The following is a 23,261-nucleotide window of genomic DNA, read 5'->3' as shown; positions in this document are numbered from 1 at the left end:
CGGCCGCGTGTTACGCTCCTGCCGCGTGTTCGATGGCTGGAAAACTCAAAGGCGAGAATCCATCCCACTGGCATGGTTTAGACACCGGTTAGACCAGGGAGGGACAGGGTGCCACGATCCGAACCGGAGCTCGCTCGCATTCACGACTATTATTGCCTGCCACGCTCCGTCGGCTCCGCTCCTCAGAGCATCTACGACATCTGGGAGAACGGCGACGCCTTCAACGACTCGGTCACCCCGTCGACCTACGTCCCCGAGTACCGATCGCACATCACTCTCAAGATCCGCATGCTGACCGCGCCCGAGGCGACGGTGCTGTCGCTCGGCTGCGGCAACGGCTTCGTCGAAGCCGACCTGGTGACGCACGGCCGCGACGTGCGCGCCATCGACTGCAACGCCGAAGCCGTCGAGCTGACCAGGAAGAAGGGGGTCGACGCGCGCACCGTCGACTTCTTCGAGCTGCGCCCGGAGGACGCCGCGGACGTGTCGGCCGTCTACGCCGACGGCCTGCTCGGCCACCTCTTCGACGCCACCGAGGAACTGGCCCCCGCGCTCGGCAAACTCCGCGACCTGGCCCTGCGGCCGGGGACCTACCTGATCCTGTCCAACGACGCTCCACGCGACGGCAAGGCCGACTTCGCGCCGCACGAGCACGTGGAGGGGTTCTGGTTCATCGCGAGGGACTATCTGCACAAGAGCCTGGCGTCTTTCGGGTTCGAGCCCGAGGAAAGCTACTACTTTCCTTACCAACGGCCGGTGAGCGGCATGCGCAACCGCACGATATGCGTCGCGTTCGTACCTGGATGATCGGATCCCGCCTTGCCAATGTCGGCTGAATTCGCGGAGCGACTGCTGCCGCGGCTTCCCGAGATCGTCGCGAACCACGGCACACCGTTCCACATTTACGACGCCCACGGAATCGTGTCCACACACAAGACGTTGGCCCGCGCGTTCAGTGGAATCCCCTACCGGCAGTATTTCGCGGTGAAGGCCTTACCCAACCCGGCCGTCCTCGCGTTGCTGCGCGCCGCGGGAAGCGGTTTCGACTGTTCTTCTCCGGTGGAATTGCGTCTCGCGGAGGCGGTCGGCGCGCGGAGCGGCGACGTCGTTTTCACCTCCAACAACACCGCGCTGTCCGAATACAGGACGGCACGCGAGGCCGGCGCGCTGATAACGTTCGACGACAGGTCGTTCGCGGAGAAAGTCGACGAGCTTCCCGAGGTCGTCGCCTTCCGCGTCTCCCCCACCGGTCTCGCCGCCGGTTCCACGCTGATGGGTGACGCGGCGCACAGCAAGTTCGGTGTCCCGGCCGGCGAGCTCGCCGCCGCGTACGCGGACGCGACGGCCCGAGGCGCGCGGCGGTTCGGCATCCACGGCATGACGTGCGCCAACGAGCTCGACACCGGCCGCGCCGCGCAGGCCGCCGCCGACGTCATCCGGCTCGGCGCGCGTGTCGCCGAGGAGGCCGGGATCGAGCTGGAGTACGTGAACGTCGGCGGCGGTCTCGGCATCCCTTACCGCCTGGATGACAGACCCATCGACATCACCGCCTACGCGGAGGAGATCCTCGCGGCGCGGGAGAAGTTCTTCGGCGTCGACGGGCCGCGCGTCATCACCGAGATCGGCCGGTACGTGACCGGCCCGCACGGCGTCCTGGTCACACGCGTCATCAACCGCTGCCGCAAAGGCCACGAGATCGCCGGCGTGGACGCCTCGATGTCGTCGCTGATGCGGCCGGCCATGTACGGCGCCTACCACCACCTCTCCCTCCCCTACGCCGAGGGACGGCCCGTCGGCAGGTTCGACGTCGTCGGCGCGCTCTGCGAGAACATGGACAAGTTCGCCGTCGACCGCGAGCTGCCGGAGCCACGTGACGGCGACATCGCGCTGCTCCACGACACCGGAGCCCACGGCCACGCCATGGGCTTCACCTACAACGGCCGCCTGCGACCCGCCGAGCTGATGCTCACCGACGCCGGCGACGTGGTGGAGATCCGGCGTGCCGAGACCTACGAGGACTACATGGCGACCGTCCGCTGGGAGTTTGATCGTGGATAGAAGCATGGTCGAGACCGCCTTCGAGCGCCGGGAGTCGTTGTCCGAGGACGACCTCGCGGCCCTCGCACCCCACGTCACCGCCGGCCTTGAGGCCCTCGACCGCGGAGAGCTGCGCGCGGCGCGGCCGGAGGGGCCGGAGTGGGTGGTCGACACCTTCGTGAAGAAGGTCATCCTGCTGTCGTTCCTGACCCGCCGGAACGAGGTCGGCGCCGGCGGCCGGCGGCGACCGAAGAGCTTTGACAAGATCGCACTCAAGTTCGAGGACTGGGACGACGCCGCCTTCCGCGAGGCGCGCCTGCGTGTGGTCCCCGGCGGCGTCGTCCGCCACGGCGCGTACGTGGCGCCCGGGGCCGTGCTGATGCCGTGCTTCGTCAACGTCGGCGCCTACATCGGCCCCGGCACGATGATCGACACCTGGGCCACGGTCGGCTCCTGCGCGCAGATCGGTGCGCGCTGCCACATCTCCGGCGGAGCCGGCATCGGCGGCGTCCTGGAGCCTCTCGGGGAGCAGCCGGTGATCGTCGAGGACGACGTCTTCGTCGGCGCGCGCTCGGAGGTCGCCGAAGGAGTGGTCGTGAGGCGTGGCGCCGTGCTCGGCATGGGGGTGTTCCTCGGTAAGTCCACCCCCATCGTCGACCGCGCCACGGGAAAGGTCACCTACGGCGAAATCCCCGAGAACGCCGTCGTCGTCCCGGGCTCCCGTGTCGACCCGAACAATCCCGACATCTCGATCTCCGCGGCGATCATCGTCAAGTACGCCGACGAGCGCACCCGGGGCAAGACGGCCCTCAACGACCTCGTCCGCGACTGACCGCTTCGATGCCATCGACGCGACCGACGTCGGCACCGAGCGCGTTCGACCGGCTGCGCGCGCTCCTGACGGGAATCCCCGCACCCCCTGGCGTCACCACGATCCCCCTCCATCTCGGCGAGGCCCGCCTCGTCACGCCGCCGGTGGACGGCCGTCTCCTCGGTGAGGTGGACGGCTGGACGCGCTACCCGCCGCTCGGCGGCACACCCGAACTCCGGGCCGCCTACACAGGCTGGCTGGAACGCCGCTTCGGCCCCCACCTGCGCGCCGCCGTGGACGAAGGATCGCTCGCCATCGAGCCGACCCCCGGCACGAAGCAGGCCGTCACGGCCGCCATCACCCTCGCCGTCCACTCGCGCGCTCCGGGGGTCGTCCTGCCGAACCCCTTCTACCCCACCTACCACGCGGCGGTGGAGGCCGCGGGAGGCCGTGCGATCCTCTACGGCCACGCGCCGGAGGTCCCCGCCGCCGTAGCCGCTCACCGGGGTGTCGCCGCGGTCGTCGTCTGCTCACCGGGAAACCCCCGCGGTGAGACCCACACCCCTGCCACAGTGCGCGCCATCAGCGCGGCGGCGCGCGCGGCCGGCGCGCTGCTCGTCGTCGACGAGTGCTACATCGACCTCGTCCACGCCGCGTCCGCGCACGACGGGTTCCTGACATCCGGCACGGCCGGTGAAACGGGACGCTTCCTGGTCCTGCACACCCTGTCCAAACGTTCCGGGATGCCGGGCCTGCGGTCCGGTTTCGTGCTCGGTGACCCAGCGAGCGTGGCGGCGTACGCGAACCACAACCGCACCTGCGGTGTCTCCCAGGCGGCGCCGGTGTGCGCGGTGGCGACACGCCTGTGGGCCGACGACGCGCACGTCGCGCACCTGCGGTCCGCGGTGAGCACCAACTGGGACACCGCGGACGAACTGCTCGGCGATCTGCCCGGTTACCAGCGGGCCGAGGCGGGATTCTTCCTCTGGTTCCCCGTACCCGACGACGAGGAGGCCGCGCGCCGGCTGTGGCGCGAAGAGGCCGTGACGGTGATGCCGGGCCGCTACCTCGGCACGGCCACCGACCGCGGCCTCAACCCCGGCGCGGGCCACCTGCGCATCGCGCTCGTCCACCCGCAGGACCGCACCCGCGAGGCACTGACCCGCGTACGCCGGGTGCTCACCAGGCTCGGACCACTCACGCTCACAGGGAAGCCGACCGGATGAGCGGCGGTCTCCGGCACCGACCCGCGTACGCCGGGTTCTCATGGAGCTTCGACCACCAACGACCACAGGGGAGCTGAGCAGATGAGCGGCGGTCTCGTCGGATGGATCGACTTCGAACGCGACCTGACGGAGCAGGCGGACATCGTGCACGCCATGACGGACACGATGCGCGACCGCGGCCCCGACGCGGGCGCGGTCCACATCACCCGGCACGCGGCGCTCGGCCACCGCGAGCTCACCACCCCCGGCATCACCGAAGGCCCTCAGCCGGCGCTGTTCCCCGCGCACAGCGGCCCCTCCGTGGACGAGGGGCCCGTCGCGCTCGTGTACGACGGCGCGATCTACAACCTGGCCGCCGTCCGCCGGTCCCTGGACCTGCCCCCCGCCGCCACCGACACCGACGTGCTGCTGCAGGCCTACCTGACGCACGGCGCGGACTTCGTCACCCGCCTCGCCGGCGCGTTCGCGATCGCCGTCTGGGACGGACGCCACCGGCGACTGCTGCTGGCACGGGACCACATGGGCCTGAAGCCGCTGTACTACCACCCCTACCCCGGCGGGATCCTGTTCGCCTCCCTCCCCAAGGGAATCATGGCGAACCCCCTCTTCACCCCGCGCCTCGACCGCTCCCTGATGACGATCGTGCTCCAGCCGCGCCTCACACTCGCTGGTGAGACACCGCTCGTCGGCGTACACGAGGTGAAACCCGCGCACGTCATCACCTACACCCCCGACCACGGCCCGGTCTCGCGCGCCTACTGGCGCCTGACGAGCGAACCACACCCCCACACCCCCGCCGAGACCGCCGAACACGTGAGGGAACTTCTCCACGAAGCCGTGGCGGCCCAGCTCCCCGCCTCCGGCCCCTGCGCCGCGATGCTGTCCGGCGGCGTCGACTCGACCTCGGTCGCCGCACTGGCGGCCCGCTCCCTGCCGTACCCCCTCGACACGTACTGCGTCGAGTTCGACAGCGACAAGGCCCACTTCGCACCGACCGAACTACGACCCGACGTGGACAGCCCGTACGCCGCCGCCGCAGCGGAACACATAGGAAGCAGGCACACCACTCTCACCGCGACGATGCAGGACCTGCTCGACGTGATCCCGGCCACCCGCCGCGCACGTGACCTCCCCGGCTGGGGCCAGTTCGACGCGTCGATGTACCTGCTGTTCCGGCGAATGCGCCAGGACACCACAGTGGCCATGTCCGGTGAGGCCGCCGACGAGTTCTTCGGCGGATACCCCTACCTCTTCAAACCCGCCCTGATCCGCCGCGACACCTTCCCCTGGCTCGGCGACGGCCCAAGACTCGCCGACTACCTGACCCCGGACCTCACCCAGGACGGCGACGAAAAGGCCCGCTACGCACAACTCCTCAGCGAAGTGCCAAGCCTGCCGGGCGAACAGGGCCTGGACGCACGCATGCGCGAAGTCCTGTACCTGGGAATGGCCGGCCCACTGGCCGTGGTCCTGGACCGCAAGGAACGCATGAGCGCCGCACAAGGCCTCCACGTACGCCTGCCGTTCTGCGACCACCGCCTGGTCCAGTACGTATGGAACGTCCCTTGGTCCATGAAATGCGCCGACGGCCTGAAAAGCCTGCTCAAGCAGGCAATGGCCGACATCCTCCCCCCCACCACACTGAACCGCCAGAAGAGCGCCTACCCCCACGTCCAGAACCCGTCCCACGAAAAAGCCCTGGTACACGAGGTGATGCGCATAACGAACGCCGGCGACTCCCCCCTGCACGGAATGTTCGACACCCCCCGCCTCAGCAACCTCCTGCGCCAGATCGACACCGGCCGACTGAACGCACAACTCCCCGGCGGCGCCAGCGCCGCACAACTCCTCGTCCAACTCGTCGAACTCGACGCCTGGATGCGCGACCACCAAGTGACCCTGTCCTGACCCACTACGGCGCGGGGGACCGTACGGCCTCGGAAGTTCGCGATCGACTCAGGCCGCCTGCGATGTGTTCGCATCAGAAGCGAGCGCGTCCGGCCGGCAGCCATGACGTCAGGAGCGGCGTCACAGTATTGATCAGCAGAAAGCTGCCCCGTTGCGAGCCCTGGTCCAGCATCGTGTGCACCTGTCGGGACCGACGCGACTGACGGAACAGAGACCCGCCTTCTGCTGTTGACTGGACTAAAACGTCCAATGCAAGCCAGAGCGGCGCCATGACGCGTGGCGCCCAGAAGAGGTCCGGTCGAAGCACGGAGACAGCCACCTGCACCACGCCTAGGTGATATGCCGCTCCTTCAACGCCCTGGCTCCGTCCGGGCTCGGCGCACCCTCATCGCGGCGCTGTTCGCGGCCGGCATCCTACCCGCGAGGTGCGGCGGTTGGAGGTGGCCCTGGACACAGCCCCCGGCCACGTCCGCGCAGCCGCGTCACGCCGTGAGGAACGACTTCACGTGGTCAAGCGCCATATCGAGGGCGACCTCCATGGGTTTGATGTCATGAGCGGTCTCCGCGAGCAGGTAGCCGCCTTGCAAGGCCGCCATCAGACCCGTGGCGAGCTTCTCCGGGTCGGCGTCCGGCCTGAGCACCCCGCTGTCCCGCATCCGCCACAGGCCGGCGGCGAGCAACCCTTCCCATTCCACGAACGACTCGGCGAGTGTGGCGCGGGCCTGGTCGTCCTGGTCGGCGAGCTCGCCGGCCAGCGAGCCGAGCGCACAGCCGTAGGCACCGTTCCGCAGCGAGTTTCGCTGCACCAGCGCGTCGCGCCAGCGGACCAGGCCGCGGAACGACTTCAAGCGCTGAAGGTTGCCGCGTTCACGCTCGAGGACCTGCGCGGCGCGCGCCGCAACGACGGCGCGAACCAGTTCCTGCTTGTCCGGGAAGTGGTTGTAAAGCTGAGATTTGCTGGTATTGCTCGCGGCCCGGACGTCGTCCAGCGTGGTCGCGTTCACTCCCTTCACGTACATCAGCTCGACAGCGGCCGCCACGATGCGCGCACGGGTGGCGGTCCCACGTGGCGTCATCCTCTGCCCCGCGTGCGCGTTCTCCGGCCTGCTCACAGTCCTCAGGCTACCCCGTCTGATCGCAGCCGCCACATGGACTCCACGGTCCCGCTCGGCCACGGGTCTCCTCCAGAACGGTCGATTCCGGGAAGTTGGTGTTGGGGGTCGTTCGCTGGTCAGGCCGGTGGCCCAGGTGTGCGGTCGAGAGATGCGGTGATGAGATTCTCCGCGGTGAGGGCGCGACCGCCCGCCCACCAGCGCATTCTGGACTATAACGTCCATAGTCACCGGCATGACGTCGATCGGCACGTCTCCGTGGTCATCGGCGGTGCGGCATCGTGACATGTCCGACGGTCGTAGCGGTACACGCTCGCCTGGCCGGTCATATCTGCGCAGATACTATGATGGACTAAATAGTCCATCAAATGCCCAGAGGTGTGGCGGCGGGGACTGAATACGGGGAGGTGCCGGATGAAGGCGATCGTGGTGACGGACCAGGCCGCGGGAACGGCCGGGATGACGCTGGCGAAGCGACCCCGGCCCGAGGCGGGGGTGAACGATGTGCTGGTCGAGGTTCACGCGTCGGGATTCACCTGGACTGAGCTGGAGTGGCCCTCGACCTGGACCGACCGCCTCGGCCGTGACCGGACACCGTCGATCCCGGGCCACGAGTTGGCCGGAGTGGTCAGCGCTCTCGGCTATGGGACGACGGGGCTGTCGGTGGGCCAGCGGGTGTTCGGCCTCACGGACTGGACCCGCGACGGCACGCTGGCGGAGTACACAGCCGTCGAGGCGCGTAACCTCGCCCCGCTCCCGGGCGAGGTCGACTTCACGGTGGGCGCGAGCGTCGTGATGTCGGGTCTGACCGCATGGCAGGGGCTGTTCGAGCACGGCCGCCTCCAGGCGGGGCAGAGTGTCCTCGTGCACGGTGCGGCCGGCGCGGTCGGCTCGATGGCGACGCAGCTCGCCCACGAGACGGGCGCCTATGTCATCGGTACCGGACGCGCTGCCGGCCGGCGGACGGCGCTCGACTTCGGCGCGCAGGAGTTCGTCGACCTCGAGAACGACACCCTGGAAGATGTCGGCGGAGTCGACCTGGTGTTCGACGTCATCGGCGGCGACATCGGGAAGCGGTCCGCAGGTCTGATTCGACCCGGAGGAACGCTGGTGAGCATCACCGGGCCGCTCGAAGCGCGGCCCGCCGACGGTCTGGTGGTCGACTTCGTTGTCGTGCCCGATCGCCCCCAACTGCGTGAGATCGCCCGGCGGGTGCGTGACGGACGAGTGCGGACGAACATCGGCGCCATCGCAACCCTCGACGATGCCGTCGCCGCCTTCAACCCGACCAAGCGGGCCCAAGGGAAGACGATCATCCGCGTTCGCCCATGAGGACTCGGCGACGCGATCGCCGGGCCGCAGATCGGCACGGCGAGCTTGGCGTCCCCCGACCAACCGGCGGAGCGGTCCTGTCGCGTTCCGCGCTTTGTGCTGCTCTACCCGTCGGACTTGGGGCTGGACCTATAACGCCGCGCACGCTCTGAGATCGCTTCGCCCTCGTCTATTCGGCCCAGGGTGCGGGCTTTGGTGACGTGAGATGGGTTCTGGCCAGACACAAGCCGTCCAAACTGCGCAGCGAAGACCGCGCTGCTCAACGAAATACCAGGAGAAACCAAGTGAGACCCGAGATGAACATACAGAAGAACGGCGACAGCGGATCATACGAAGCCGTCGTCGACGGACAGGTCGTCGGCATGATCGTCTACCACACACAGCGAGGCGATCAACGCGTGACGTTCAGCCACACGATCGTTGAGCCTGAGTTCCGCGGCCGAGGGGTCGCAACCCGGCTTGTCGAACACGCCCTGGACGACCTACGAGCGCAAGACCTGAAACTCACCAACTACTGCCCCTTCGTGGCGGACTACATCGCCGACCACCCTGAATACAAGGAACTCATCGACAGTCGCTTCCCGGGCCACGCGACGGTACCCGACCGCGCACCGCGCGAACGCGCCAACTGACGAACGCCCGGATCGCACCGGAGCCCGTGCGTTCGCCGACGTAGAGGAAACGGCGGCTGGTGTCGTCGCCGTGACGCGCCTCCCGCCGATGACACCAGCCGCCGGCTCAGAGCAGGCAGTCTGCTTCGACCGCGTTCTGCAGGAGGCGATCAGAGCACCATGGTGAGCAGGTCGGTGAACAGTTCCTGTTCGTCGATCTCGAGCCCGCGGTTGGTGAACCACGTGGCCATGTTGTGGCAGTCACGCATCAGAAAGTCCATGCCCTTCGGGTTGCCCACGATGTCGACGACCTGGGGCAGGTCGATCATCACGATCCGCTCGGCCTGCGCGAGGACGTTGTACGGCGACAAGTCGCCGTGCGCGAGCCCCACGCGGGCCAGTTCACGCATGCCGTTGCGGAGCTGCTCGAAGTACACGCCGAGCAGTTCCTTCGACGGCCGGACCTGGGCGAGCCGGGGCGCGGCACCGCCCTCGCCGTCGTCGATGAACTCCATCAGCAGCTCGGTGCCGTCCACCTGCACCGGATACGGCACCGGGACGCCTGCCTTCCACAGCCGATTGAGGGCGTCCCATTCGGCGTACGCCCACTGACCGGCCGCGACGCTACGACCGTGCGAGGTCTTCTTCGCCATCGCCCGGCTGTCGCGGCTGTTGCGGGTGCGGCGGCCTTCGACGTACGACGTACTGCGGTGAAAGGACCGGTGTTCCTCGGTGCGATACCGTTTCGCGGCCAGCAGCGAGGACTTCGCCGGGTTGTCGCCGATGGCTTCGACGGCCCGTTCGAGCAGGAAGACGTCGGCTTCCTTGCCGGTTTTGAGGACGCCGAGCTCGGTGTCGATCGCGGCCTGTTCCGTCACAACCCACGAGGGGTGTGGTTCTGGGCCGCGAGACCCGCGCTCGACCTCCAGCCAGGTGGACCATCGCTGATCCGGGCCCAGCTTCTCGTCGACCGGATGAAACTCCACGACGAAGGCGTCGGCCGGATCTGATCGAGACTCGTCACCGGTGAGATCAGCCCAGCGGGAGTGGAGGTCGGAAGAGGAATCAGAGAGTTCGTACTCGAAAGACAACGGGTGTGCTCCTGAACAAAGAAGTAGGACTGATGCGGACATGCCGCAGCACAGTGATGGCCATCCGTCAGCCCTCCTTAGTCCAGGCAGCGTTCGCCGCCGCTCGATCAACCCAGCATGCCCGCCCGTTCCGGCCCCCGCAACGCATTTACCGGAGGTGGGACCGCGCGGTCGGGCACCCGAAGCTCCCGCACCGGCTTCACGGACCGGCATGCAGGCTTCACTTGTATCTACCGGGACAAATACGCAGATCTCTGACACTGCACCTCGCAGCCTCGGCCGATGCCGTGAATCATCCGGCTGACCGCGCATCGTGCCTTTTGCCGTCGCGGAAACAGTGACGGAGCAGCGTCCCGTGCTCGAGTCAGGGTCGGCGGGAGCGCCGAGCTGCCGCGGTACGGGATCAGGCCTTCTGGCGCTCGCCGCACGAGGTGCGGGCGACCAGCGTAGGCGCGAAGACCAACTCGAGCGGCCCGCTGGGGCGGTCGACGACGAGTTCGCCCGCCTTCAGGCCCATCTGGTAGGAGGGCTGGGCGATCACGGTGATCCCGAGCGCGGTGGCCCACGGAAAATCGTCCATCGTCACGAACGCGATGTCGCCGGGGATGGCGATGCCGCGAGCGGTGAGGGCCGTGTGGACCGCGACGGTGAGCCGGCCGGTGGTGCAGACGATCGCGTCCAATGGCTCGCCGCGATCACGGCCACGGGTGAGCAGCGTGTCGACGGCACCGCTCACCTCGTCATCGGTTTCCGCGACCATCACCGCGTCCTCGGGCAAGGGCAGCCCCAGGTCCGCGAGGGCCCGCCTCAGCCCCGCCGTGCGCTCGATCTGAGACGTGCGGCGTCCCGAGGACACGACGCCTATGGACGACCGCCCGCACCCGGCCAGATGGACGGCCATCAGCCGCCCGGCCTCGACGTTGTCCAAGCTGATCGAGTGCATGCCGGGCGGCGCGTCCAGCACGGAGCGCGCGATGATCACGCAGGGGGTGCCGTTCTCGGCCATCCGGCGTGTCCGGCCATCGGTCGCTTCGCCGGTCGTCACGATCAGGCCACGCACCCTCTGTTCGTCCATGGTCCGCACCTGGGCGACCTCGCGGTCGACGCGACGGAACGTGTTGGCGAGCATGACCAGGCTGTCGTTCGCGGCCGCCACCTCGTCGATGCCGCGGATCAGGTCCAGGTAGAACGGGCTGCTCAGGTCGCGGATGACGACTCCGATCGTGCTGGAGCGTCCGGCGAAGACACCCCTGGTGAGCGCGTTGGGGGTGTACTCGAGACGAGCGACCGCTTCCCACACCCGGGTGGCGGTCGCCTCGGTGACGGCGCCGCCGTTGAGGACGCGGGAGACCGTGGCCGTGGACACGCCGGCGTCCGCGGCGACGTCGCCGATGGTCGCTCGTTTCACCATGATTCTCCCGGTCCCCCCAGCAGTTCCGGCGCCGGTCAGGCGGCGACGCGCCGACCGGCTCTCGCGACGATCTCACCACCGACCATGACGATCCCCACGTGGTGGAGCTCCGCAGGGTCCGTGAGCACGAGGTCGGCGATCGTTCCCGGCAGGACACGGCCACGCCGCGGCGCCACGCCGGGGATGGCGTCCGCGACGTTGGCGGTCGCCATCCGGACCGCCGCCGGCAGACTCACCACGCCCGCCTTGATGGATCGGTCGATCGCCAGCAGGATCGGGTCGTGGTGGCCGCCCGCGTAGTCGGTCGAGATCGTGTCGACCACCCCCGCGGAAAACATCGCATAAAGCAATTCCGGCCCCGTTGTGAGCCGCTGTGCCCCGAAGGTGTCCAGGGTGGAGACATCCACGATCGCACCCATCTCCTTGAGCCGTCCGGCGTGCTCGACCGCCTCGCGGAGCTCGAAGCTCGAGTGGTTGGAGTGCCCGGCGATCAGCGTCACGTCCGTCTCCGCGATGGAGGCGACCTGGGTCATCGATGCCGCCGCGTTGTGCACCAGCACCGGGACGCCCGCCTCGCGAGCTTGCCCGGCCGCCTCGGCGAGCCCGTTCAAGGCGATGTCGAAGGCCGGCAACACGATGCCAGAGACGATCTCACAGGTGTCCTCGACCGAGAGCGTGCCAGTCAGGCCCGCGCTCGCCAGGGCCTCCTCGACACGGTCCCGATCGAACGCCTTCTTCGAGATGTGCCGGCCCAGCACCGCGGTCTTCAGCCCGTCCGCCTGCCGGGGTGTGATCTTCACGCCGGTACGTCTTTCGACCTCGGCCGGGATGTACATGTAACTCGCCCCGCCCCCACCGAGGGTGTGTCCCGCCCCGATCTCGCCGAGCGCGACCGCGCCGGCGCGTACCGCGTGCCGCGCGGTGAACATGCGGTTCGCCTCGGTGAGGCCGCCGCCGTCGGCGATGGTCGCCGCCGCCAGGCACGCCGGGGTGTTGCACGAGGCGAGTTTGACGTTGATCGGGTGCGCTTCACCGGTGCACGCGAGCGCTTCGGCGGTGACGAACCCGTCCACGCAGAGCACCGTGGTCGTCCCCTCCAGCAGGTGCCGGTCGAGGTTGGCGAGGACCTGCTCGTGCGGCAGGCCCACATGTCCGCTGGGAAACAGCGGTCCGTACGCGGTGCCATGTGTGTGGTTGTTGATCAGTCCGGGGATCATCAGCATTCCGGCCCCGTCAACGATCTCGTCCACCGTGCCGTAGGCGTCAGCCGGTCGCGCGGGAACGATCTCGCGGACGGTGCCCCCCGCGACGACGATGTCGACCCCGTGCCGTGGATCCGTGCCAGTGCCGTCGACCAGGTCGCAGCCATGCAGGACGATCGTGCGCATGATCACTCCGTTACCGGGCCGCCAGTGCCGGCCGCTCGAACCGGAACGCGGCCAGCGCGTCGTCGTGGTCCTCACCGAGCACCTCGCCGGCGACCAGGTCGCCGGCGTGCACGCTGAGCGTCGCGCCGCTGTGCGAGACCGCGAAGTGGAAGTTGGGCAGCGCGACGACCCGGCCGAGTACCGGCAGGCCGTCGCCGGGGATGGGCCGTTGACCGACCCGGACGGCCTCCACGGTCGAGGCTCGCAGTCCCGGGTACAGCGCACGACCGGCCTCGACCACCTTGTCGACGGCCGACGGTTCGACGCTGATCTCCCCGGTGCCGGACACGTGCGCCGTGCCGTCGATCTCAGGGGTGTGCAGCAGCAGCCGCCCGCCGCCATCCGGGCGTAGGTGGACGTGCGGGGCATGGATGACGCGCGAGACCGATACCGCGACCGGTGAGGAGGAGACGAGCACACCGCGGGTGTTGCGCATGGGCAGAACCAGTCCGGCCAGCGCGGCGACCCCGGCGGCCTGGGGTCCCGCACAGTTCACGACCGCATCCGCGAGGAGCCGCCGGCCGGAGGCGAGCCGTACGGCGCGTACCGTGCCCGCGGTCACCTCCAGTCCGGTGACGGCGTCGTTCGCCACCAGTTCGGAACCGCCGGCCACCGCGCTCGACAGCAGGTGGGCGATCAGGCGCACCGGCTCGATCCAGCCTTCGCGGGGGAAGTAGGCGATCTCGCCTGCCGGCAACTCGGCGGGGTCCATGTCCGGTTCCAGGCCCAGCGCCTCCGCTCGGCTGAGCCACCGTGCCTCGTATCCGTAGTCGAGGACGCCCGCGACCTTCTTGCGCAGTTCCTCGCGGCCGGCGTCGTCGGCGGCCCATTCGAGGTTGCCGCCCTCGTGGTACCAGTCGCCATGGGGCACGTCGGTGGCCAGCTTGCGATGGGCCGCCATACTCGCGACGCTGAGATCGTGGTACGACCGCGGCTGCTTGCCGCAGGAGTTGATCCACGAGAACGTCGCACCAGAACTGCCGGCCGCCGGTGCACCGGCGTCAACGACCGTGACACGAGCGCCCCGCCGCGTCAGCGCGGCGGTCACCGCCGCACCGTAGACGCCGGCACCGATGACGACCACATGCTCGACCATGCTGATCGGTCTCCCTCGTCTCTCGTGGGGCTTGCTGGGTCCTTTCAGATGTCGCCGGTCTCGGCGCTCATCGTCTGAGCCGGGGCGGATGAAAGGGAACTGATGACCTCGGCTCGACGGCTTACGCCCTCCCGAAAGTAACTAGTTACAGTAACTAGTTACAAAGTAGGCATGCGCCGTTCCGCGTGTCAATCGAATCCGCCCCCGCACGGCCTTCGAAGACATGACGGCGCCGGTCCGCCGCTCACTCCAGCACCACCTGCGAGACTCCCTACGAGATCCAGCTGGTCAAGAAACCGGCAGTGCGATGCCGTCGATCGCGGCGCCGGCGATTCGGTTCCTGGTCTTCGCGTCGATCCCTGCCTTGGCGAGTGCTTCGAGCCCGCGATGCGTGGTGAGGATCAGTCCGCCGAGCACCTCGGCGTCGGCGGCCGGATCCACGTGCCCGGCCCGCTGCGCCTGCTCGACAAGCCGGCGGCAGCTGTCGAGCAGCATTTCGTACGCCGCGAGTGATCTGGTCGCGATGGCGTCGTTCTCCGACGCCAGTTCGGCCGTGGCCTTGGCCAGCAGACAGCCAGGCCTACCGGTGTGGTCGTCCGGCGCCGTGAGCCATTTGCGGAGACGGTCGAGGGCCTGGTCCTCCGGGCCTTCGAGCAGGGCGGCGGCGTCCTCGTCGGAGTTCGCGCAGTACTCCTCGAAGATTCGCTGGAACAGGGCCTCCTTGTCGCCGAACGCGCCGTAGAGGCTTCCCTTGCTGAGCCCTGTCGCGCGGGAGAGATCGTCGACCGAGGTGCCGTGGTAGCCGGTTTCGTTGAACTGCCGGCGCGCAGCGGCCAGGACGTCTTGCTCGCTGAATTTCCGTGGTCGCCCCATGCCTCCATGGTACGTCGTTCTGAACTACCGGTCCAGAACTTCTGGACGATCGGTCCAGAACCCGTTATTGTGGACCGTATGTTCAGAACTGGCACTTCACCCGACACCACTGAGTTCGCAGGAAAGCGCGCGATCGTCACGGGAGGCACTCGCGGGATCGGCGCGGCCATCGTGCAGCGGCTGCTCGACGGCGGCGCGACCGTCGTCACCACGGCGCGTAACGCCTCCGACGAGACGCCGAAGGCCGCCACCTTCATCCAGGGCGACATCGGCACGCTCGCAGGCGTGCAGGCATTCACTGCGGCGGCGCTCGACGAACTCGGCGGCGTCGACATCGTGGTCAACAACGCGGCGGCGGCACGCGCCCACATCGGGGGCATCTCATCCATCCCCGATGACGAATGGACCGACGCACTCGACCTCAACTACCTGTCCGCCGTGAGGGTCAACAACGCGCTGCTGCCGGCGCTACGCGAGGCCGGGCCGGGCAGCGTGATCGTCAACATCTCATCGGGAGCGGCCCTCACGCCGGCGCCGCCATTGGCTCACTACGCTGCCGCCAAGGCCGCCCTCAACACCTACAGCAAAGCGCTCGCTTCCGAGCTCGCGCCTGCCGGAATCCGCGTCACCACGATCATCCCCGGCAACGTGCTCACCCCGGGCGCCGACGCGATCCGCCAGAAGTTCGCCGACGCGATGGACGTCCCGCTTGCCGCCACCACAGCGGGCATCCCTCTGGGTCGTCCCGGAGACCCGCGCGACATCGCCGAGGCCGTCGCCTACCTCGCATCGGACCGGGCTCAGTGGGTCACCGGAGTAAGCCTGACAGTCGACGGCGGTGAACTCCCCGTCATCTAGCTCTTGCCTAGACCTTCACGCCACGAGTCTCGGCGGATCTGCTCGAACAGCTCGACCTTGGTGAGCGCCACCAACTCCGCCCTCGGGATGGTGGGGTCCGGCACCGGAGGCGCCGGACCCACGCGGTCACTGGCGCATGGTCAGACGCCAGGTCTGGTAAGTGACGATGTCCGATGCTGAAGCGGCCCTGAGCATCTCCGGTGACGGAGAGGCTGCTGCCCCGGTAGGCGGTCTCGTCCAGGGGCGGGTACGTGGCGGCGAAGAAGGAGCCCTCGTCGCGAATCGTCCCCGCCGCCCAAGAGCCTGGCCCCCTTCATCACTTCCTCCGCCCGGGCCGGACCGCGCGGAGGTCCGTTCACGGCGCAAGAAAACCCGTCCGCCCGCGACGGCATGTGCACCTCCTCATCAAGGATCCATCAGCGGCCGGAGCCGCCTGGGATGTGCTGGGACGCGTGGCCGTCGCCGTACGCCGCATCCGCTCTGAAAGATTCAGGGAGGTTCACCTCGAAAGTTTCTTTGCTTACGGGCGTTTCGGGTCGGCGTCGATGACAAAGGCGATGGTCATAGGGGCAGCGGACCAGTCGGTGAGAGGGCGAGGCCGCCCGCGTGGGGTGACAGTGCCGAGGGCAGGTGGACCGAGACGCGCCTCATCTCTAGGTTATGTTTCTAGCTGACCAGCCAGAAAGTTTCCGTTCTGAGACGGTTCAACGGGTTGGGCGGACCGCTCCTCATCAACGGAGAGTCCATGGCGCGCACGAGGCCCAGTACGCGCCGATCGTCTCCATATACCTGTCCACATATCTGGTCGTCCGATGCCGGTTCAGCCAGGAAGTACTGATCAGCGCCGTCAAGGTCGACATCGAGGGAGCGATCGTGAAACCGCCTAGCTCACGAAAAGTCCACCTGCGGATCGGCGACCCGACATCTGATCGAACTGGGACACCGTCGCATTGCCATGATCGCCGGCCGCGACCGGATTCTGTGCTGCCGGGCCAGACTGGACGGCTACCGCTCGGCCCCGGAAGCCGCGGGCCTTCGCGTGGGCACCGACCTCGTCGTACACGCCGAGCTGACCAGACATGACGGACGAGTGGCCGCGCTCCGCCTGCTGCACTGCCCGGAACGACCCACGGCGATCTTCGAAGCCGGTGCCGTGTCGCCCACGTTCGCGGGTGGCGTGGCCGTCGCCGATGTCCTCCTCGCCGCCTCCGTCGCCGCGGTGGTCGCCTGCAACGACGTGATCGCCCCCGCCGGCCTGACGGGCAGGGAAACGCAGGGATTCACACCGCTGACCCGCTGGGATCAGTCCCTTTCGGGAGGAGGGAATCGATGACCGGTTTCTGATGCGAGTCGCTCAGCACTCCATGCCCTCCCCACAACAAGGAATCCCCGTGAAGATCAAACCTCTGGCGAAGCTATTGATCAGCACACTGCTTGCCGTTGGCGTCGGCGTCGGTGCGACCGCCCTCGTGGTGCCGGAGTACGGCGCGATTGCGGCGACCGGCCCGGCCGGCAACGACTCGGCCGGCCTGGCAGCCGGCGGCTGCGTCGCCGATCCCGCGCTGCCGGGCGCCACGAAGAGTTCCCTCTACACCGTCACGGCGGACGGCTCCCCGCTGTACGTCGAGAAGATGACCAAGTTCGCTCCCGAGATGCAGGTGCACTACGCGCACTGCTCGATGGCGGCAGCGGGCACCGCCAGGTTCTCCGTCACCGTCGCCCAAAGCTTCAGCTCCTACACCGTCAGCCCCAAGAGCCGGAAGCTGGCGGTCACGAGAAGCGGCAACACCATCACCTTCGACAGCGGCCCGAACTACTTGATCGTCCAGTTCGACTCCGCAGAGTTGCTGTTCATCCTCATTGACGCACCCGAGTCCGCTCCGCCGCACCTGGGGGACGCCAACGTCAAGAGCCTGGCCGACTACGGGGTCGACAACACCGGGGGGACACTCGTCACGGCCAAGATCCAAAGTGCCATCAACGCCGCGTCGGGAGCGACCCGCAATATTCTGTACGTGCCGGCGGGCAAGTACCTGGTCGGCGAGCTCTGGCTGAAAAGCAACATGACGTTGTATCTGGCCGCCGGTGCGGTCCTCTACGGCTCGAACAACAAGGCGGACTTCAACACCGGCAGCGGCGGGGTGAACATCGAGGGCATGCAGCATGCCTCCCTGCGGGTGTACCAGGTCAGCAACGCGAAGCTGCTGGGCCGCGGTGTCATCGACGGTAACGGGAAGTCGCTGCGGGCGCAGGGCTTGAATCTGGCGTTGCTGAAGATCGAGCAGAGCTCGAACATCGAGGTCGACGGCCCGATCGTCCGTGACTCCAGCTACTGGAACACGCTCGTCTATCGCAGCGACAAGGTCACCATCAAGAACTACAAGTTGATCAACTGTCGGCCCACGACGGGTTACAACAACACCGACGGTGTGGATTTCGACGAGTCGACCAACGGCCTGTTGTCCAACGCCTTGCTCTACACCGGTGACGACAACATGGCGACCAAGAACGAGGACACGACCGCCGGTGCGATCGACACCAAGAACGTCGTCCACGAGCATGTCGTCTGTTACAGCAATTCCGGCTGCGCGAAGATCGGCACCAAGACGGAAGGGCGGTCGATGGACGGGGTCGCGTTCCGTGACATCGACGTGGTGAAGGCGGGACGCTCGATGGTGATCGACGCGGTCGACACGGCCGTTGTCTCGAACACCCGGTGGGAGAACATCAGGGTGGAGAACACCGACAGCCTGATCGACCTGGAGGAGGACCGGCCGCCTTCCTGGCGAACCGTGAAGAACACCGCGACGATCCGCGACGCTTACTTCACCAACGTCTCCTCCGACGTGAAGAAGGTCGTCAACCTGCACGGTCGTTCGTCGGCCGTGAACATCAACGGCGTACATTTCACCAACTTCACCGTCCAGGGCAAACCCGTCACCAGTTCGACCGACGCGGACGCGAGCTGGAACATCAACTCCTACGTCTCCAACATCACCTTCTCCACGGCCCCGACCCCCACGCCGTCGCCGACCCCCACGCCGTCGCCGACGCCCACACCCTCGCCGAGCCCTACTCCGTCGCCGAGCCCCACACCCTCGCCGAGCCCCACTCCGTCGCCGAGCCAGTCCGGTGCCTGCGAGGTGGGCTACACGATGAACTCCTGGAACGACGGGTTCACCGCCAGCATCCACATCACCAACCGTGACACATCAACGATCAACGGTTGGACTCTGGCGTTCACCCTTCCTGGCGGGCAGACCATCACCAGCGGCTGGAACGCCACCTACACCGGCTCCAGCGGTCAGATCTCCGCGCGCAACGTCTCGTACAACGGGACGCTGGCAGCAGGCGGATCCACCGACATCGGCTTCCAGGCCACCCATACCGGCAATACCGGCAAGCCTGACCAGTTCGCCCTCAACGGCGTCAGCTGCGCCATTTCCTGACGGGAACGTCGGGTCACCGGCGGGAGGCGTTGAGTGCCCATTTCTCGAGGGCGCCGGTCCCCAAATGGCCCCCGGCCGCGGGTGGTGTAGCCACACGCGATGAGCCGGCCGACATAAAGAAAGGTCTGTTGACCTGGGATTACTCCCAGATCGACAGACCTTTTCGTCTGTCGGGACGACAGGATTTGAACCTGCGACCCCTTGACCCCCAGTCAAGTGCGCTACCAAGCTGCGCTACGTCCCGTTGCCCGCCGTGGCGAGCAAGAACAACCTTAGCGCAGATCGAGCAGTCCTGCGTACGGGTGAGCCTGGCGGGGTGGGCACTCCTGTCCCAGTGGTCGCGCGTCTTAGCTGCGAGCGTCGCGGGATGGCCGATGATCGATCTTCGGAGCTCGTGGCGCGATGAACGCGATGAAGCGGTGGAGCCGACTGAAGGCGGGATGGGCGTATGGGGCGGAAGGCTCATATCAATCGGGATGAGCTGGGGCGGCTGGTCGCCGGCGGATGGTCCAACGCGCGGCTGGCCGTGCACTTCGGGGTGACCGAGTCGGGGATTCTGCAGGCCAAGCGGGCGGCGGGGCTGGCCAAGCCGATGCTCGACCACAGCGCGGCCATCCCGTGGAAGCTGAACCGCGCCCACAACCAGACCGGACCGGCCACCAACCTGAGGAACCTGTCGGCGGTGGCCCAGGGGGGCGAGGTCCCTCGCATGAAGGTCAACACGGCTCTGCGCTGGGCCCGCAGGCTCGTGGACAGCGGCCTGGACATCTCCTACAACCCGGAGGAGGGGTTCTTCGAGACGCCGGTGGCCGGCGAATCGCACGTGGAGTCGGTGCTGAAGGGCGCCCTGGCCGTCCTCGGTGAAGGGGAAGGGGAACAGGAGGACCCGCCGCAGAGCAGGTCCTGACCGGCAGTTGGGCGACCCGGGACGGTTCGGGCGAATGGGGTGCTGGGCCGCGGCCCGCCGGGGGTTCGGCGGGAACATCCCCCGTGTCGGTGAGGGGGGTCGCTGACCGGCGCTTGGGCGGGTCGTGGCACTGGAGCGGACGTCGAGGAAAACCGGGGGATCGTGTCGTTTTGAAATCGTCATCTCGGGCAGTCGGGGGGTTACAAAGGCAGACATAACCGGAGGCAGACATGACCATCACCTGGGTGGCCGTCGTTGTAGCCGCGGTGGTGGCGATCCTGGCCGTCGGCTACCTCGTGGCGCAGCAGCAGCGCAGGCGTCGACTCCAAGAACGCTTCGGACCCGAGTACGAGCGCACCGTGCGTGAACGCGAGAATCGCCGTGAGGCGGAGCAGGAACTGCTCGAGAGGGAGCAGCGTCACGCCAAGCTGGACATCCGGCCGCTGTCCGCGGAGAGCCGGTCGTCCTACTCCAAGAAGTGGACCGAGGTTCAGGAGCGGTTCGTGGACGCTCCCGGTTTCGCGGTGACCGAGGCGGATCACCTGGTCACCTCGGTCATGGCCGACCGGGGTTACCCGACCGAGGGCTTCGAGCAGCAGGTCTCCGACCTGTCGGTCGCCCACGGCCAGACCCTGGACCACTACCGCAAGGCTCACGAGATCAGCAGCCGCGCCGCCCGCCGGGAGGCCTCGACCGAGGAGCTGCGGCAGGCGATGGTGCACTACCGCGCGCTGTTCCAGGAACTGCTGGAGGAGGCGGCGGACATCGGCGCCGAGCGGCGCGAGGCCGAGGACCCGCGCGACGAGCGTCGCCGGTACGAGGAGGCGCGCGAGGAGCGCCGCGACGTCGAGACGGCTCGCGAGGCCGAGACCGCTCACGGCGAGCGGCACGCGTACGAGGGCGACGCCGCCGGGCGGCGGGCGGACGGCGAGACGGGGACGGACTCCGGCGGGTACGACGGTCAGCGGCGCAACGGCGCCGGGTACGGCGACGCGGAGCTCGACCGGCAGCAGTACGAGCGCCGCGAGCAGGACCGACGGCAGTACGGCGGCCAGGAGCCGGGCGGTCACGCCGCCTCCGAGACCGGCACCCGCGTCGCCGGCGGCCGGACCTACCGCGACGCCCAGGGGAGCTGACCGATGGAACCGTACCGCCGCGACACCACGCCCGGATCGGTGCACGACCCGGACTCCGACCGGCCCGAGAACGGCGACGCCTCCGGTTCCGCCGTCGATGACATCCGCACCGTCTACGACCCCTCCCGGCCCAACTGGGCGGGCGACGCCGGCGGGGACGGCGAACGCGGGCTGGACGAGGACGACGACCCCGACGACGACCGGCACGACAATGACGGACTCGGCGTGCGGAACGACATGAACGTGTCCCACGCCCGAAACGACGATGGGCTGAACGTGCGGAACGACCACGACACGCGAAACGACCACGACGGGCTGGACGTGCACAACGATCACGGCACGCGCGACGACCACGACGGGTTCGGCACGACGGACGACCCCGACGGACCGGGCGTGCGGGACGAGCACGACCGGCTGGACGAGGCCGATCAGCGCCACGCGGTCGACCGGGGGTCGGACGACCTGACCGGGCGGGACGCCGGCGGCGCCACCGGCTCCGCCGTCCGCGCGTCCGGGCTGAGCACCGGCGCGGCGGGTGACCCGGATCCGGCCCACCACTCCCCCGGCCTGGGCGACGCCCGGTCGGAGGACGGCGCGGACGAGCAGGCCGCCGCGGAGGGGCGGGCGACGCCGGTGGGGCAGACGACCCCCGAGCGGGACCTGATGGTCTACCCGGAGGAGGCCGACTACCCGACCCGGGCGGAGGACGCCGAACTGTCGGCCGTGCCCCAGGTGGAGCCCGAGCCGGTGAGCGCCAGGGAGGACCTGGACGAGCGGTCCGGCGAGACGCACGCCGGAGTCCCCTACGGCACCGGCGCCACGACCGGGCTGGACTCCGTGGCCGGCGTCGGGACCACGGCCGGCGAGGTGGGCACCGCGGCCGCGGGGACGGCCGTCTCCGGTGGCACCGGGGAGAGCGACCGCGGGTTCGGGGCCGAGGACTTCGAGCGGCGGTGGCGCGAGGTCCAGGTGAGCTTCGTCGACGATCCCCGGGAAGCCGTCGAGCGGGCCGACGGGCTGGTCGACGAGGCCGTCGCCGCGATCACCTCCCGCAAGCAGGCCTTGGTCGACCAGTGGAAGGACGGCGACCAGAACGACACCGAGCGGCTCCGGCTCGCTCTGCGCGACTACCGTTCGCTCCTCCAGGACCTGGTGGGGCTCTCTTACTCCGGCGCCCCGCGCAGCGGTGGCCCGGCCGACACGAAGTGAGGTAATCCGATGCTTGCCATCGTCGCGGCGATCGTCTTCGGCATCGCTTTCCTGTTCAGCCTGCTCGGCACGAGCATCGGCATCTCCACCACGGCGCTGATCGCGCTGGGCCTGTGCCTGCTCGCCCTGCACCAGGGCGGCATCGGCACGGCCAGCATGGGCGGCGGCGCCCCGTGGCGCGGCTACCGGCGCACCCGCCGCTGACGGCACGGCGACCCGACGGCGGAGATGGGGTGCCGATGATGAGCCAGAAGGTGCGGGACGTCATGACGCATCGGCCGATCTGCCTGCCGGCGGACGCTCCGGTGTCCAAGGCGGCGCGCCTGATGCGCGACCAGGCGATCGGGGACGTGCTGGTGACCAGGGACGACCGGCTGTGCGGCCTGGTCACCGACCGGGACATCGTCGTGCGCGCCGTCGCCGAGGCCAGGGACGCCGATTCGACTCCCCTGGGCGCCCTGTGCACCTCCGACCTGGTGACCGCCCGGCCGGACCAGGACGTCGAGGACGTCATCCGGCTGATGCGGGAAAGGGCCGTCCGCAGAGTGCCGGTGGTCGTGGACGGCCGGCCGGTCGGCATCGTGTCCCTCGGGGACATGGCGCTGGAGAACCGGCCGTCGTCTCCGCTGTCGGAGATCAGCGGCGCTCCCCCGAACGGCTGAGGACCCCACCGCGCGTCCCCTCCGGGCCTCGGGGCACGCGGTGAAGGAGGAAGGGCGCCGTCCGTCACGGGCGGCGCCCTTCCGCGTCTCCGCGACGCGGGCGGC

At 68.6% G+C, this 23,261-nt stretch carries 20 protein-coding genes, 1 tRNA gene and 1 pseudogene; 15 read left to right on the top strand and 7 right to left on the bottom strand.

All coding sequences use genetic code 11. The annotated features are described in order from the left end of the window. The first annotated feature begins 108 nt into the window (after window positions 1–108). The 5 genes from ACWEN6_RS22585 to asnB all read left to right on the top strand — a co-directional run bounded on the left by ACWEN6_RS22585 (window position 109) and on the right by asnB (window position 5,982). On the top strand, window positions 109–807 hold the full coding sequence (locus ACWEN6_RS22585) for a class I SAM-dependent methyltransferase (RefSeq protein ID WP_452572508.1): 699 nt from the start codon (window positions 109–111) through the stop codon (window positions 805–807). Between the two features lie 18 nt (window positions 808–825). Then, the gene (locus ACWEN6_RS22580; RefSeq protein WP_452572506.1) at window positions 826–2,058 is read left to right on the top strand and encodes a diaminopimelate decarboxylase; all 1,233 of its coding nucleotides are present in this window, start codon (window positions 826–828) and stop codon (window positions 2,056–2,058) included. After that, window positions 2,051–2,869, top strand: a complete 819-nt coding sequence (locus ACWEN6_RS22575; protein WP_452572504.1) for a 2,3,4,5-tetrahydropyridine-2,6-dicarboxylate N-succinyltransferase — start codon at window positions 2,051–2,053, stop codon at window positions 2,867–2,869. Before ACWEN6_RS22580 ends, ACWEN6_RS22575 begins: the two co-directional genes overlap by 8 nt. Before the next feature lie 8 nt (window positions 2,870–2,877). Further along, complete coding sequence (locus tag ACWEN6_RS22570) at window positions 2,878–4,074, top strand: aminotransferase class I/II-fold pyridoxal phosphate-dependent enzyme (RefSeq protein ID WP_452572502.1); 1,197 nt, start codon at window positions 2,878–2,880, stop codon at window positions 4,072–4,074. A gap of 81 nt (window positions 4,075–4,155) precedes the next feature. Beyond that, on the top strand, window positions 4,156–5,982 hold the full coding sequence (gene asnB, locus ACWEN6_RS22565) for an asparagine synthase (glutamine-hydrolyzing) (protein ID WP_452572500.1): 1,827 nt from the start codon (window positions 4,156–4,158) through the stop codon (window positions 5,980–5,982). Between the two features lie 482 nt (window positions 5,983–6,464). Here asnB and ACWEN6_RS22560 read toward each other — a convergent pair whose 3' ends face one another. Next, window positions 6,465–7,094, bottom strand: a complete 630-nt coding sequence (locus ACWEN6_RS22560) for a TetR/AcrR family transcriptional regulator (protein ID WP_452572498.1) — start codon at window positions 7,092–7,094, stop codon at window positions 6,465–6,467. 414 nt (window positions 7,095–7,508) lie between these two features. On the opposite strand from ACWEN6_RS22560, the gene ACWEN6_RS22555 reads away from it, so the two are divergent. After that, window positions 7,509–8,426, top strand: a complete 918-nt coding sequence (locus ACWEN6_RS22555; RefSeq protein ID WP_452572496.1) for an NADP-dependent oxidoreductase — start codon at window positions 7,509–7,511, stop codon at window positions 8,424–8,426. 296 nt (window positions 8,427–8,722) lie between these two features. Then, window positions 8,723–9,058: a GNAT family N-acetyltransferase gene (locus tag ACWEN6_RS22550; protein WP_452572494.1), complete on the top strand. Its 336-nt coding sequence runs from the start codon at window positions 8,723–8,725 to the stop codon at window positions 9,056–9,058. 149 nt (window positions 9,059–9,207) lie between these two features. On the opposite strand, the gene ACWEN6_RS22545 is transcribed toward ACWEN6_RS22550, so the two are convergent. The 5 genes from ACWEN6_RS22545 to ACWEN6_RS22525 all read right to left on the bottom strand — a co-directional run bounded on the left by ACWEN6_RS22545 (window position 9,208) and on the right by ACWEN6_RS22525 (window position 14,935). After that, entirely contained in the window at window positions 9,208–9,915 is a 708-nt protein-coding gene (locus ACWEN6_RS22545) for a serine protein kinase RIO (protein ID WP_452572492.1), read from the bottom strand. A gap of 616 nt (window positions 9,916–10,531) precedes the next feature. Continuing rightward, on the bottom strand, window positions 10,532–11,539 hold the full coding sequence (locus ACWEN6_RS22540; protein ID WP_452572490.1) for a LacI family DNA-binding transcriptional regulator: 1,008 nt from the start codon (window positions 11,537–11,539) through the stop codon (window positions 10,532–10,534). Between the two features lie 35 nt (window positions 11,540–11,574). Then, window positions 11,575–12,612 (bottom strand): amidohydrolase family protein, encoded by a 1,038-nt coding sequence (locus ACWEN6_RS22535; protein ID WP_452572488.1) that lies wholly within the window; start codon window positions 12,610–12,612, stop codon window positions 11,575–11,577. 325 nt (window positions 12,613–12,937) lie between these two features. After that, a complete protein-coding gene (locus tag ACWEN6_RS22530; RefSeq protein ID WP_452572486.1) occupies window positions 12,938–14,062 on the bottom strand; it encodes an NAD(P)/FAD-dependent oxidoreductase in 1,125 nt (374 codons plus the stop codon). Between the two features lie 288 nt (window positions 14,063–14,350). Further along, window positions 14,351–14,935: a TetR/AcrR family transcriptional regulator gene (locus tag ACWEN6_RS22525; protein WP_452572484.1), complete on the bottom strand. Its 585-nt coding sequence runs from the start codon at window positions 14,933–14,935 to the stop codon at window positions 14,351–14,353. 78 nt (window positions 14,936–15,013) lie between these two features. On the opposite strand from ACWEN6_RS22525, the gene ACWEN6_RS22520 reads away from it, so the two are divergent. From ACWEN6_RS22520 to ACWEN6_RS22510, 3 genes and pseudogenes are all read left to right on the top strand, one after another. Then, the gene (locus ACWEN6_RS22520) at window positions 15,014–15,793 is read left to right on the top strand and encodes an oxidoreductase (RefSeq protein ID WP_452572482.1); all 780 of its coding nucleotides are present in this window, start codon (window positions 15,014–15,016) and stop codon (window positions 15,791–15,793) included. A gap of 922 nt (window positions 15,794–16,715) precedes the next feature. Next, window positions 16,716–17,126 (top strand): annotated as a pseudogene (locus ACWEN6_RS22515) (substrate-binding domain-containing protein); the annotation flags it as partial. A 58-nt stretch (window positions 17,127–17,184) separates the two neighbouring features. After that, complete coding sequence (locus tag ACWEN6_RS22510; RefSeq protein ID WP_452572480.1) at window positions 17,185–19,242, top strand: cellulose binding domain-containing protein; 2,058 nt, start codon at window positions 17,185–17,187, stop codon at window positions 19,240–19,242. A 170-nt stretch (window positions 19,243–19,412) separates the two neighbouring features. Here the strand turns inward: ACWEN6_RS22510 and ACWEN6_RS22505 are convergent. Next, window positions 19,413–19,486: transfer RNA gene (locus ACWEN6_RS22505), tRNA-Pro, on the bottom strand. 204 nt (window positions 19,487–19,690) lie between these two features. Here ACWEN6_RS22505 and ACWEN6_RS22500 point away from each other — a divergent pair. The 5 genes from ACWEN6_RS22500 (at window position 19,691) to ACWEN6_RS22480 (ending at window position 23,156) form a co-directional block, all read left to right on the top strand. After that, window positions 19,691–20,149 carry a hypothetical protein gene (locus ACWEN6_RS22500; RefSeq protein ID WP_452572478.1) on the top strand — a complete coding sequence of 153 codons (459 nt, stop codon included), beginning with the start codon at window positions 19,691–19,693 and terminating at the stop codon, window positions 20,147–20,149. A 230-nt stretch (window positions 20,150–20,379) separates the two neighbouring features. Further along, window positions 20,380–21,285 carry a hypothetical protein gene (locus ACWEN6_RS22495; RefSeq protein ID WP_452572476.1) on the top strand — a complete coding sequence of 302 codons (906 nt, stop codon included), beginning with the start codon at window positions 20,380–20,382 and terminating at the stop codon, window positions 21,283–21,285. A gap of 3 nt (window positions 21,286–21,288) precedes the next feature. Continuing rightward, the gene (locus ACWEN6_RS22490) at window positions 21,289–22,494 is read left to right on the top strand and encodes a hypothetical protein (RefSeq protein ID WP_452572474.1); all 1,206 of its coding nucleotides are present in this window, start codon (window positions 21,289–21,291) and stop codon (window positions 22,492–22,494) included. Window positions 22,495–22,503: 9 nt separating this feature from the next. Next, the gene (locus ACWEN6_RS22485; RefSeq protein WP_354846378.1) at window positions 22,504–22,698 is read left to right on the top strand and encodes a hypothetical protein; all 195 of its coding nucleotides are present in this window, start codon (window positions 22,504–22,506) and stop codon (window positions 22,696–22,698) included. Between the two features lie 62 nt (window positions 22,699–22,760). Beyond that, entirely contained in the window at window positions 22,761–23,156 is a 396-nt protein-coding gene (locus tag ACWEN6_RS22480; protein WP_452572472.1) for a CBS domain-containing protein, read from the top strand. The last annotated feature ends 105 nt before the right edge of the window (window positions 23,157–23,261 follow it).

It is taken from the genome of Sphaerisporangium sp. NPDC004334 (assembly GCF_053602655.1).
Note: the sequence above shows the minus strand (reverse complement) of the source record. Positions and strands in the feature narration are given on the sequence as shown.